The organism is Burkholderia sp. MS455 (genome assembly GCF_016899445.1).
Taxonomy (GTDB): domain Bacteria; phylum Pseudomonadota; class Gammaproteobacteria; order Burkholderiales; family Burkholderiaceae; genus Burkholderia; species Burkholderia pyrrocinia_C.
Genome location: NZ_CP041777.1, coordinates 447,910 through 460,351 on the forward strand (window position 1 = coordinate 447,910; position 12,442 = coordinate 460,351).

Genomic DNA, 12,442 nt, shown 5'->3' on the forward strand with positions numbered 1-12,442 from the left:
AAAGTCGCACGCGCGGCGGCGGAACGCATGGCGTTCCGGCACGGCCGAACGCCGGCATTCGGGTCGAAAGCTCGTCGAACGCGATCGCCGGTATGCATTTCGATGGTATTGACGCCCACCACGGGGGGCTTGATCTGAGGCAAAGGATTTACCGCCCTTCCGTGTACGGTTGAACACGTTCAACCGGCTTGGAGACCGTCATGTCCAGAGCGAATACGTTCACCGTTACCTGTCTGCTCGGCATCGCGATCGCGATGACGGCCAGTTTCGCCGATGCCCAGCCACGTCAGCCCGCTGGCACTCCGGCACGCGAAGCCGGCGGCATGATCTACGGCAGCCAGTTGATGACGCCGGCCGAGCGGAATGAATACCGGACCCGTATGCTCGCCGCGGCGTCGGATGCCGAGCGCGAAAAAATCCGCGACGAACATCATGCCGAGATGCAAAAGCGCGCGAAGGCGCGCGGCATCAAGCTCCCGGACGTGTCCCCCATGTGGGGTATGCATCGGGGGCGAGGCATGGGCATGGGCACGGGAATGGGTCCGGGCTACATGCACGGCCAGCCCGGCGGTCCGGGAAGCGGCGCGCTCGGTCAGTGATCGCATGGTTCCGCGCGTCCGGTAATGAACGCACCGTTTCGGTTGCAACCGAGCGATTCCGCGAGCTCCGGCCAAGCGTTGAAATTGTCGTGTCTGATTGCTAACGCACATGATCGTCTAACGCATGGTCGCGCCGGCTGCGTCGGCAGCCGGCCACGAAACGCTCACCCGTAGTCCGCCAAGCGGGGGCGATCGGTCTACCTGAATGTCGGCGTCATGCGCCGACGCGATTCTCCGCACGATCGACCATCCAAGGCCGCTCCCGCTCGGCCGAGTTCCCGTCGGCCGAAAGTCCGTTCGGCCGGGCCGCGCACGGGCGCGGGCCTGACGCACCGCCCCCGGCCGCCGATCCTGCCACCCGTTGACCTGCATCATGAGCCGCACCGCATGCCGGCCACACCATGGCGCATCACGAGACAGCACGGCCCGTCTCTCCTTCGCAAGCCTCCATGTGACACACGAACATGTCCGGAACGATCCTGATGGGCGCTGACGGCAAAGCCGCGACCGACCGGCCCGAGCGCGGCCGCGCGCGTGTCCGGATCGCGGCATCCCGCGATCCGTTCCGCACGACCCGAGCCATGCTCGGCAGGCTCGGCCGGCTGCTGGTCGTCGCATGCTGGCTGGCACATCCGGCGACGGCTTTCGCACCGGCCGCCGAATCGAGCGCGACGATCCTCGTGTATCACCGGTTCTCGGCCACCGCCGACGATTCGATGACCGTGCGCGTCGTCACCTTCGAAGCGCAACTGCGCTATCTGCACGAACACGGCTATCACTTCGTGCCGCTGCGCGACATCGTGAACTGGATCCGCGATCCGGCCGCCGTGCTGCCGTCCAGGCCGGTGGCGCTGACGCTCGACGACGGCCATCGTTCGGTGTTCGAAGCACTCCTGCCGATCGTCTTGCGTGACCGGCTGCCGGTCACGCTGTTCATCTACCCGTCCGCCATCTCGAACGCGTCGTATGCGCTCACCTGGGACCAGTTGCGCACGCTCGGGAAAACCGGGCTGTTCGACATCCAGTCGCATACGTACTGGCATCCCAACTTCAAGGTCGAACGACGCCGGCGCAGCGCGGCCGATTTCCGCCAGTTCGTCCGGACCCAGCTCGACCGCTCGCGCAAGCGTCTCGAAGCGGAGACCGGCGCCCGCGTGGACATGCTTGCCTGGCCCTTCGGCATCTACGACGACGAACTGATGTCGATCGCGGCGGAACAAGGCTATGCAGCGGGCTTCACGCTGGTGGGCCGCCGCGCCGACCGGCACGCGGCACTGCTCGCGCTGCCGCGCTTCCTGATGACCGACGCCCATGGGCCGGCCGCGCTGGCGCGGCTGCTGGGCGACGCGCCTGCGCAGCCGGCCCGCACCGGGGAGCAGCAGCCATGACCCGCGGCGGCTGGCCGGTGCGGCTTGCGAAGTGCGCGGTGCTGGCGCTGGCCGCGATGTCGGCCAGCGCGGGCACGCAGGCCGTGACCGGCATCGTGATCGACGGCAGCACACAGCACCCGATCGCCGGCGCGATCGTCACCACGGCCGCGGCCACCGGGCGCACGGACGACCACGGCCGCTTCGACATCGCGCAACCGGGATCGACCGTCGCCGCCCGAGCGCCGGGCTATCTGCGCAGCACGCAAACCGACATCGACGACGGCCGCCCGGTCACGCTGAGCCTGACGCCGTTCCGCCCGAAGGCCGTCTACCTGTCGGTCTACGGCGTGAACAGCGCGGCCATCCGCGACGCCGCTGTCGGTCTGAGCGGGACGACCGCCGTCAATGCGCTGGTGATCGACGTCAAGGGCGATCGCGGCTTGACACCCTACCGGAGCACCGCGCGCGAAGCGATCGGCGCGGCGGCCCGGCTCAGCGAACATGCGCCGGTCGACCGCGACTTCCCGGCGCGGCTCGCCGACCTGCATCGCCGGCATCTCTATCTGATCGCCCGCATCGTCGTCTTCAAGGACGACCCGCTCGCCAACGCACACCCCGACTGGGCAGTACGCGATGCAGCCGGGGCGGTCTGGCACGATCGGGAGCACCTGCAATGGGTCGATCCGTTTTCCCGCGACGTCTGGCAGCACAACCTCGACCTTGCCGAAGAGGCCGCGCGCCTGGGATTCGACGAGATCCAGTTCGACTACGTGCGCTTTCCCGATGCGCGCGGCTTGCGCTTCGCGCAGCCGAACACCCGCGCCAACCGGACATCGGCCATCGTCGGCTTCCTGCAGGCGGCGCGCACGCGGCTCGAGCCGTACAACGTCTTCGTGTCCGCCGACATCTTCGGCTACGTGTGCTGGAACCTCGACGACACGGCGATCGGGCAGCAGATCGAGTCGCTGGGCGCCGCGCTCGACTACATTTCGCCGATGCTCTATCCGTCGGGCTTCACGTGGGGCCTGCCGGGCTGCACCAATCCCGTCGCCGATCCCGGCCAGATCGTCAGGCGCTCGCTGGCGGAAGCGCGCGAGCGCACCGGGCTCCCGGGCGTGCGCTTCCGTCCATGGCTGCAGGCATTTCGCGACTACGCGTTCGACCGGCGGGCCTTCGATGCGAACCAGATCCGCGCGCAAACCGACGCGGCCGACGCCGCGGACACCGATGGATGGATGCTGTGGAATCCGCGCAACCGTTACGACGCCGCGCAATTGCCGCACTGAAGCGGCATCTGGCGCGGACCTGCCGGGCCGTGGGCTTCGCGTGCGCATGCGTTGCGTGGGCCGCGCACGGCGCGAACCTGGACGCCGGCGCCCGCGCGCAGCTCGACCGGATCGTCGCGGCACAGATTGCGGCGGGCCGAGTGCCTGGCGCGGTGCTGGCGTTCGGCGACGCGCATCACGTGTTTTATCGGCAGGCATTCGGGCAGCGCGTGCAGGTGCCGGGCAACGAAGCGATGACCGTCGACACGGTGTTCGATCTGGCATCGCTGACGAAGGTCATCGCCACAACGACCGCGGTCATGCAACTGGTGGAGCGCGGGCAACTCGATCTCGACAGCCCCGTCGCCCGCTATTGGCCCGCCTTCGCAGCCAACGGCAAGCAGGCGGTGACCGTGCGCCAGTTGCTGACGCACCAGTCGGGCCTGCCGCCGGATCTGCCGCTCGGCCCCGATGCGGCCACGCGCGACGGGGTATTGCGCGAAGTCGTCGCGCAGCGGCTGCGCGCGCAGCCGGGTGAACGGGCGATCTACAGCGACATCAATTTCGTCGTGCTGGGCGAGTTGGTGCAGCAGATCACGCATCGCACGCTGGCCGCGTATTGTCGCGATCGAATCTTTGCGCCGCTTCGCATGCACGACACGATGTTCCTGCCCGACGCCGCGCGGGCAGCACGCAGCGCGGCGACGACCGCGGATCGCAACGGGATGCGGCGCGGGCGGGTGCACGATCCGACCGCCGCCCGGATGGGAGGCGTTGCCGGCAACGCGGGCCTGTTCTCGACGGCCGACGACCTGGCGCGGTTCGCGCAGATGCTGCTCGACGACGGCCGCGCGGGCGCCGCGCGGATTCTACAGCCGCAAAGCGTCGCCGCGTTGGCGACGCCGGCGACGCCGCTTTCGCCGCCGCCGTGGCGGAGCCTCGGATGGGTGTCGAGCGGACCGCTGGCGGCCAACCGTGACCGGCTGGTTCCGGTCGGCGCCGTCGAGCATACCGGCTATACCGGCACCGCCATCTGGATCGATTTCGTGTCCCGCCAGTTCGCCGTCATCCTGACGAACCGCGTGCATCCGGACGACCGCGGCGATGCTCGGCCGCTTCGCGCACAGGCGATCGCACTGCTGGCCAGCCAGTCGCCGCCGCAATCGGCCGCCGGGCAGGAACTGGCGCTGCCGTCGGCCGGACCGGCGATTGCAGCAGCGGAGCGGCTACCGAACGGGGCCGGGCCGGTGGACACCGGTATCGACGTGCTGGAAGCGCTGCACTTTGCGCCGCTCGCGGGCCTTCGGGTCGGCTTGATCACGAATCGCACCGGATTCGACCGCGCAGGCGCGCGCACCATCGACCTTCTCGCGCACGCGCCGAATGTCGAACTGGCCGCCCTGTTCGCGCCGGAACACGGATTGGGTGCCGATCAGGACGCGCGGGTCGTCGATGCGCGCGACGGGCCGACCGGGCTGCCCGTGTACAGCCTCTACGGCACCCGCCGACGGATTCCGGACGCCGCGCTCGAGGGGCTCGATGCCTTGGTGTTCGATCTTCAGGACGCAGGGGTGCGCTTCTTCACCTACGAGACGACGCTGGGTTACGCGCTGGAAGCCGCCGCCGCCCATCGCATTCCGCTCTTCGTCCTCGATCGCCCCGATCCGCTCGGCGCCGACCGTGTCGGCGGCCCGATGCTCGATCGGGGCCGCGAATCGTTCACCGGCTATTTCCCGCTACCGCTGTTGCCCGGCATGACGGTCGGTGAGCTGGCGGCACTGTTCGATCGCGAGCGCGGCATCGGCGCCGATCTGCGCGTGATCCCGCTGCGCGGCTATCGGCGGTCGATGCGGTTCGCGGACACCGGGCTGGGATGGACGCCGCTGTCGCCGAACCTGCGCACGGCGGCGCAGCTCGATCTCTACCCCGACGTCGCGCTGCTCGAAGGCGCCAACGTGAGTGTCGGGCGCGGCTCGCCGCATCCGTTCGAATGGGTGGGCGCGCCGTGGCTCGACAGTGCGCGCGTGGCCGCGATGCTGAATGCGCTGGATCTCGGCGTGCAGGCCGAGCCGGTCGACTTCGTGCCCACCGAGTCCACGTACCGGGGAGTGCTGTGCCATGGTGTCAGCCTCCACGCCGGCCGCGAGCCGCGACGTCCGGCGCGGCTCGGTCTCGCCTTGCTGTCCGTCCTGCATGCGCTCTACCCGGCGACATTCGATCTCGACGCGACGCGCGACTCGATCGGGGATGCGCAGGTGTGGCAGGCGATTCGCGCCGGCGACGGCCTCGATGCGATCGAGGCCGTCGCCGAACGGCGGAGTGCATCGTTTTCCGCGTTGCGGAGCCGCTATCTGCGTTACTGACGATCCAGCCGCCGGCCCGTGCCTGGGTTGGCGACGGCGTGCATGACCGGGGCGGAACCCTCCAATCGGCCAGTCGTATGACGGATTCGCCGGCGATCGTTGCGCCGGCTTGATGACGATCAAGCGCCGCCGGGCCACTCGCCGTACCGTGGACGCTGGGCGATTCGTCGCGAATCGCGCTGTCTTCCATGCGGCACGGCCGCTTTCAGGAGCGTTGCATGAACCAAGCCGACCGGACCTCCCCCGCCCCGCTTTCCGACGCGCTGCTGCATCGCATGAACGCGTGGTGGCGGGCCGCCAACTATCTGTCGGTCGGGCAGATCTATCTGCTCGACAATCCGCTCCTTCGCGAGCCTCTGCAGATCGCGCACGTCAAGCCTCGCCTGCTCGGTCACTGGGGCACGACGCCGGGGCTGAACTTCATCTACGCCCATCTGAACCGGGTGATCAACGCGCGCGACCTCGACGTGCTGTTCATCGCCGGCCCGGGCCACGGCGGTCCCGGCGTGCTCGCCAACGCCTGGCTCGAAGGCGTGTACAGCGATACCTATCCGAACGTGCCGCAGAACGCCGAGGGCATGGCGGCGCTGTTCCGCCAGTTCAGCTTCCCCGGCGGCGTGCCGAGCCACGTCGCGCCGCAGACGCCGGGCTCCATTCACGAAGGCGGCGAACTGGGCTACTCGCTGTCGCATGCGTTCGGGGCGGCCTTCGATCATCCCGGGCTGATCGTCGCCTGCGTCGTGGGCGACGGCGAGGCGGAAACCGGGCCGCTCGCCACCGCCTGGCATTCGAACAAGTTCCTCAATCCGGCATCGGACGGCGCGGTGCTGCCCATCCTGCATCTGAACGGCTACAAGATCGCCAGTCCGTCGATCCTCAGCCGCATCGGACAGGACGAACTGGAGAGCCTGCTGACCGGCTACGGCTATCGGCCGCTGTTCGTCTCGGGCGACGAGCCGATGGCCGCGCACCAGCGCATGGCGGCCGCGCTCGACGACGCGCTGGACGACATTCGCGGCATCCAGACGCGGGCGCGCAGCGGAGGCAAGCTCGTCCGCCCTCGCTGGCCGATGATCGTGCTGCGCACGCCCAAGGGCTGGACCGGCCCGAAGCGCGTCGACGGCCTGAAAACGGAGGGGCACTTCCGTTCGCATCAGGTGCCGATCGCCGACCTGAAACAACCGGGACACCTGCAATTGCTGGAAGCCTGGCTGAACAGCTATCGCCCCGACGAACTGTTCGACGCGCACGGGCGTCCGTGCGAGGCAATCCGGTCGCTGTCGCCGGCCGGACCACGCAGGATGAGCGCGAATCCGGTGGCGAACGGCGGCAGCGAAGCGCGCGAGTTGCGGATGCCGGATTTCACCCGCCACGCGGTGGCGGTGCCCGCGCCCGGGCAGGTCGACGCGCAGGCCACGCGCGTGATGGGCGGCTTCCTGCGCGACGTGATGTCGGCAAATCTGGCCGACCGGACGTTTCGCGTGTTCGGCCCGGACGAGACGGAATCCAACCGCTTGTCGGCGATATTCGACGTCACCGCGCGCACCTGGATGGCCGCGACCGATCCGGACGACGTCCAGCTCGCACCGGACGGCCGCGTCATGGAGATACTCAGCGAGCATACCTGCCAGGGCTGGCTCGAAGGCTATCTGCTGACCGGGCGGCACGGGCTGATGTCGTGCTACGAGGCGTTCATCCATATCGTGGATTCGATGTTCAACCAGCACGCGAAATGGTTGAAGGCCTGCCGGGAAATCCGCTGGCGGCGGCCGCTGCCGTCGCTCAACTACCTGCTGACATCGCACGTCTGGCGGCAGGACCACAACGGCTTCAGCCACCAGGACCCGGGCTTCATCGATTTCGCGGTCAACAAGAAGTCCGACACGGTGCGCGTCTATCTACCGCCCGACGCGAACACGCTGCTGGTCGTCACGGATCACGCGCTGCGCACCTGGAACCGGATCAACGTGATCGTCGCCGGCAAGCAGCCGGCGCCGCAATGGCTCGACCTGGATGCTGCGATCCGGCATTGCAGCGCCGGCGCGGGCATCTGGGAGTGGGCGGGGAACGACGGCGACGGCGAGCCGGATGTCGTCATGGCCTGCGCGGGCGACGTGCCGACGCTCGAGACGCTCGCGGCCGTCGACCTGCTGCGCACCCATCTGCCGGCGTTGCGCGTCCGGGTCGTCAACGTCGTCGACCTGATGACGCTGGAGCCTGCCGACGACCATCCGCACGGATTGAGCGACGCGGATTTCGACGCGATGTTCACAACCGACCGGCCGGTGATATTCGCGCATCACAGCTACCCCGCCCTGATTCACCGGCTGACCTATCGCCGCACGAATCACGCGAATTTCCATGTGCATGGTTTCATCGAGGAAGGGACGACCACGACGCCGTTCGACATGACGGTCCTCAACCGGGTCGACCGCTTCCATCTGTGCGAGGCCGTGCTTGATCACGTGGGCGAACACGTGCAGACGGGCGCGCATTTCCGGCAGTACCTGCGCGACAGGCTGGTCGAGCATCGACGCCACGTGGACCGGTACGGCGACGACCTGCCGGAAATCCGCGACTGGCGCTGGCAGGCGACGCCGGGTAGCCGGAATCCGATGCTGTGAGTCGCTCGCATGCACCGGGGGCGGCCACGGCTTAGCGCCGATCGAGCCCCCCGGCCGCGCTATCCGGGCGAGATGCCCGTCGATGGCGCATGCGCCCCGGTTTCGACTGTATTGCCGCGCCGACCGGTGCGCGTGACACATTTCAAGCGCACCGCGGAGTGCTGCCGGTGGGTGTCGCGGGCATCGCGCGGCGCATCGTGGCGTCGCCGGCGGGACACGACTGCCGCGCGTGCAGCGTGTCCGAACCGAACGACGCGGCGATGCCCCGGCTGCGCCGCGAAAGCCCTGTCATCCCGTCAGGCTCTCTCGTTGCTCAAGGTCGTCTTGCCCGGAGCGAACTGGCGCTCCTGGCACAAGCCCTTGTGCCGGCGCACAATGTACGAATTGAAGTTTTGCCGACACGGCGAGCGATAGCGCCGCGTCATAGCCCCGCACACGATATCGCGGTTGCGCCATGCCCCGGGAGTACAGTCACGATGGCCAGCCGGACCTCCCGCAGCCCGATACCGCGCCCGGTTCACCCCGGCAGGCGCGGGCCCCTGGCGGTTCCGCTCGTCTTCATCGTGGCTCCGGCCGCCGCGCCCGGCCGTTTCACGAGCGCGGGCGCGTTGCCGCTTCAGGCGGCGCAACAAGGAGCCATGCCGCCATGATCAAGGTACTCGTCGCAGACGATCATGCGCTCGTGCGCGACGGCCTGCGACACATCCTGCGGGGCGCCAGCGGCTTCGAGATCGCGGGCGAGGCGTGGGACAGCGTCACGACCGTCGCGCTCGTCCGCTCGACCGAAGCGCACGTGCTGGTGCTGGATCTGTCGATGCCGGGCCGCAACGGCATCGAGCTGATCAAGCAGATCAAGGACGAGAAACCCACGCTGCGCGTGCTGGTGCTGACGATGCACGCGGAACAGCAATATGCGGCGCGTGCGTTCCGCGCCGGCGCATCGGGGTACATGACCAAAGAAAGCGCCAGCGCCGAACTGGTCGCGGCGCTGTCGAAGATCGCGGCGGGCGGCGTTTACGTCAGCCTGGCGATGGCGGAGCAACTGGCGCAGCGCCTCAACGAGCCCCCCGGTTCGCTGCCGCATCAGCGCCTGTCCGACCGCGAGTTCGACGTGTTCCGGCGGATCGCGGCCGGCGAGACGATTTCCGAGATCGCTCTGGCCCTATGCGTCAGCACGAAGACCGTGAGCACCTACAAGGCACGGATCCTCGACAAGATGCAGATGCCGCACGATGCGGCGCTCGTACGCTATGCGATGCAGCACAAGCTGTTCGACGACCAGGACGGCATCTGACAGCCGACGGTAGGCGCTTACCCCCGCTGGAGCACCCGGGCGACGCCAACGAGGGTTTTCACCAGACGCAGCCGTTGTCAGCATCCTCCTACAGCCGTTCTCCAAACCCTACCTGACTTTCCATCCCCGCCGATTTCAGTCCGGCCGCGCGCGAACCATACTGCTTTACATGGATGCCCGAGCGCCGATCATGCCGTCGTCAGTCTGCCCGTCGATTGCGCTGCACCGTTCCGCGTCCCGGGTCGTCGCCGTCGCACCGACGAAATCGCCAGGTTCCACGCCGTGCACGACCGACAAATGACCAGGAACGAATTTCCCGACCAGACCGACCGCGGCATGACATGACGCACCATCCATGCCGCGGCGCCGCACCCAACCGAGTGACCAGGAGCAGATCATGCTGACTGCCCAATGCCGCGAAAATGCCCACCCCGCCGTCGCGCATGCGATGACGATCGCGCTTCGTCCCGTCGATCGGGACGAGCGAGTGAAGCGCCCCGGCGCGCGCTGTTCGACCTGCTCGGTCCGTTCGGCGTGCATGCCGGAGGAACTCGACGCGGCCGACCTGGCCGTTCTCGACGAGGTGGTCTGCACGACCCGCTCGGTCAAGCGGGGCGAGTCGCTGTTCCGGGCGCACGATACGTTCCAGAGCCTCTATTCGGTCCGCACCGGCTCGTTCAAGACGATCGTCATGCATCGCGACGGCCAGGAGCAAGTGACCGGATTCCAGATCGCCGGGGAAACGCTCGGTCTCGACGGCGTGTGCAGCGGGCGTCACAACGGCGATGCGATCGCGCTGGAGGACAGCACGGTCTGCATCATCCCGTTCGGCCAGCTGGAGAAGGTTTGCGCCAAGGTGAGGTCGATGCAGCACCACCTCCACAAGATGATGAGCGGTGAGATCGTGCGCGAGTCGAGCCTGATGATGATGCTTGGCACGATGTCGGCGGAACAGCGAGTCGCGGAGTTCCTGCTGAACCTGTCCGAACGCTTCAGGGCGCGCGGCTATTCGCCGGCGGATTTCAACCTGCGCATGACGCGCGAGGAAATCGGCTGCTATCTCGGGATCAAGCTCGAAACGGTCAGCCGGATGCTGTCGAAATTCCAGCGCGACGGCCTGATCGACCCGCACGGCAAGCAGATCCATATCATCGATCTGGCCGGGCTCGCCCGCGTCTGAGCGCTGGCCGCCCGCGCGGCGCCGAGCCAGGTCCGGCACCAGGAGGGATCCCGCAGGCTCGATCCCGTTCCGTCGAATACCCGCACGCGCATCGCCTATCGTCCCGGTTTCGGTCGCTCCGGATACCCGCCGGCGGCGTTCAGTGACCGCATGCGCTGCCTCAGGCGACGGATCGCGAATATCCGCAGGTAATCATGCACGCGGGCATCTTTCGTCAGCGTCGCGATCTCGTCGTCGAGCATCCGCCGCAACGCGTCGTCCGAAATCGACAGGTCGCGCGCCAAGGCCGCCAACGAGGCGAACAACCGATCCTGATTCATCACCGCTCTCCCGCGAGGACAAGGCCTTCATCCGAGGTCGTCCTGGCTGAATCCATTGGAACGCGCGGCGCCGCCACCGCGCTTGACCTGAGTCAACACGCCCCGGATGCGCGGCCCCATCGCCGTGGCGGATCGACTCACGCCTCGCGAACCGCGGCGGGCCGGTGCATCGTGCCATGGCGAATCGCGTCCGATGCGCGGGACGCGTCAGCGCGGATTCTCGTGGGCTTCAGCCGCCGCGATCCCGGCAAGTTGCCGCTCGGCGATGTCGAATGCCCGCTTCAGCGCGTCCATGGGGTCCACGCCCGTCATATGCGGAACGGGACGGAATTCCCCCTTGCGCGTGATCAGATCGAGTCGCACGTCATACTTCGGCTGGCGAGTCGACGCGCCCATGGCCTCGATCGCGAGATGGCAGCCGGCCAGTTGCGTACCGAACGGTTCGAGACGCATCAGCTGGATGCTTGCTTCCGCCTCCAGCCGAGCCGACCCGGCGAAGCCGAAGTAAGCGATCTGCATCCCGATTCCCATGTTCCGCTCCTGTTGATCGCGTCGATCGATGGCGAGAGCCGGTTCATCAGTGTGGTGCGCTCGCAATACCTGATTTCGTACTTCCATCTTCCGTAGCGTCGGCCTTGCCTCGTTGATGTGCGTCAACCGACGGGCATCGTCGCACGCTGCCCGCCAACCGGCACCGGTTTCGTGAAACCGGCGCCGACCATCCAGCCGGCCAGCCGGGCGACGGCGGCCCGTTCGTCCGGTTGGAGACGAGGCAGACGTCGACGGTTTGCCCGGGGAACAGCCGCGGGCCCGCCCGGATGGAGCGCGGCGCGGAAAATGACCGGCAACACCCGCACATCGACCGCCCGGTGTGCGGGGCGGACAACTGAATTTTCGGCGTCACGCAAGGCTGGGCCCGCACGGACGTCGGGGCGGCTTCGACCAGGGCGCCATCACGCATCCTGCTACGGGTGATCGCGCCGGACCCGCACGGTTCGCGAGAGTGCCGGTTGCCGCATCGCGACCAATCCCGCGACGCCCGAACAACAGGACAGCAGGCCCACATAAAGCGCCGAGCCGTCGTGGACCAGCATGGCGTGCACCGTTGCGATGAGCCCGGCTTGCGACGCGAAAATCGCGACTGTGGCAAAACACTGGCGAAAAACGTTGGGAAACATGCCGCTCTCCTGGAAAGGGATGACGACTGCGACGCTTCAGGCATCCGCATCGTTTGCCCGCGCGGCGGAAATCATCGGCACCGGACCGTGGCCACGCGCAGGAACCGTTCGGCCACACTGCCCGGCCGCGCGCCGGATGCCGCCGCGTCTCCGGGACGGCAGGTCGGACCATGCCTCTGCCCGCGCCGCCTGCCGCACGAAACCATGCATTCATCTTCGAAGCTTCGGATTCCGCGGCGTTGACTTTTA

Annotated in this window: 10 protein-coding genes and 1 pseudogene; 7 read left to right on the plus strand and 4 right to left on the minus strand. The window is 67.9% G+C overall.

Features of this window, described 5'->3' with window-relative positions:
- Positions 1 to 200 precede the first annotated feature (200 nt).
- Positions 201 to 599 (plus strand): hypothetical protein, encoded by a 399-nt coding sequence (locus tag FPJ27_RS01695; protein WP_204421183.1) that lies wholly within the window; start codon positions 201 to 203, stop codon positions 597 to 599.
- Positions 600 to 716: 117 nt separating this feature from the next.
- Here the strand turns inward: FPJ27_RS01695 and FPJ27_RS36210 are convergent.
- Positions 717 to 890 (minus strand): annotated as a pseudogene (locus FPJ27_RS36210) (two-component sensor histidine kinase); the annotation flags it as partial.
- Positions 891 to 1,063: 173 nt separating this feature from the next.
- On the opposite strand from FPJ27_RS36210, the gene FPJ27_RS01700 reads away from it, so the two are divergent.
- From FPJ27_RS01700 to FPJ27_RS01725, 6 genes are all read left to right on the plus strand, one after another.
- Positions 1,064 to 1,987, plus strand: a complete 924-nt coding sequence (locus FPJ27_RS01700) for a polysaccharide deacetylase family protein (protein ID WP_204421184.1) — start codon at positions 1,064 to 1,066, stop codon at positions 1,985 to 1,987.
- A 56-nt stretch (positions 1,988 to 2,043) separates the two neighbouring features.
- Complete coding sequence (locus tag FPJ27_RS01705; protein ID WP_343300095.1) at positions 2,044 to 3,255, plus strand: putative glycoside hydrolase; 1,212 nt, start codon at positions 2,044 to 2,046, stop codon at positions 3,253 to 3,255.
- Positions 3,201 to 5,597 carry a serine hydrolase gene (locus FPJ27_RS01710; protein ID WP_204421244.1) on the plus strand — a complete coding sequence of 799 codons (2,397 nt, stop codon included), beginning with the start codon at positions 3,201 to 3,203 and terminating at the stop codon, positions 5,595 to 5,597. The genes FPJ27_RS01705 and FPJ27_RS01710 overlap by 55 nt, the downstream gene beginning before the upstream one ends.
- 218 nt (positions 5,598 to 5,815) lie before the next feature.
- Positions 5,816 to 8,221 carry a phosphoketolase family protein gene (locus tag FPJ27_RS01715; RefSeq protein WP_204421186.1) on the plus strand — a complete coding sequence of 802 codons (2,406 nt, stop codon included), beginning with the start codon at positions 5,816 to 5,818 and terminating at the stop codon, positions 8,219 to 8,221.
- Between the two features lie 646 nt (positions 8,222 to 8,867).
- Positions 8,868 to 9,515: a response regulator transcription factor gene (locus tag FPJ27_RS01720; protein WP_204421187.1), complete on the plus strand. Its 648-nt coding sequence runs from the start codon at positions 8,868 to 8,870 to the stop codon at positions 9,513 to 9,515.
- Positions 9,516 to 9,963: 448 nt separating this feature from the next.
- Positions 9,964 to 10,695: a helix-turn-helix domain-containing protein gene (locus FPJ27_RS01725; protein ID WP_239483172.1), complete on the plus strand. Its 732-nt coding sequence runs from the start codon at positions 9,964 to 9,966 to the stop codon at positions 10,693 to 10,695.
- 95 nt (positions 10,696 to 10,790) lie between these two features.
- On the opposite strand, the gene FPJ27_RS01730 is transcribed toward FPJ27_RS01725, so the two are convergent.
- From FPJ27_RS01730 to FPJ27_RS01740, 3 genes are all read right to left on the minus strand, one after another.
- Positions 10,791 to 11,015: a DUF3562 domain-containing protein gene (locus tag FPJ27_RS01730; protein WP_072439805.1), complete on the minus strand. Its 225-nt coding sequence runs from the start codon at positions 11,013 to 11,015 to the stop codon at positions 10,791 to 10,793.
- Between the two features lie 207 nt (positions 11,016 to 11,222).
- Complete coding sequence (locus FPJ27_RS01735; RefSeq protein WP_072439892.1) at positions 11,223 to 11,534, minus strand: hypothetical protein; 312 nt, start codon at positions 11,532 to 11,534, stop codon at positions 11,223 to 11,225.
- A 446-nt stretch (positions 11,535 to 11,980) separates the two neighbouring features.
- A complete protein-coding gene (locus FPJ27_RS01740; protein WP_204421189.1) occupies positions 11,981 to 12,193 on the minus strand; it encodes a DUF2964 family protein in 213 nt (70 codons plus the stop codon).
- Positions 12,194 to 12,442: the final 249 nt, after the last annotated feature.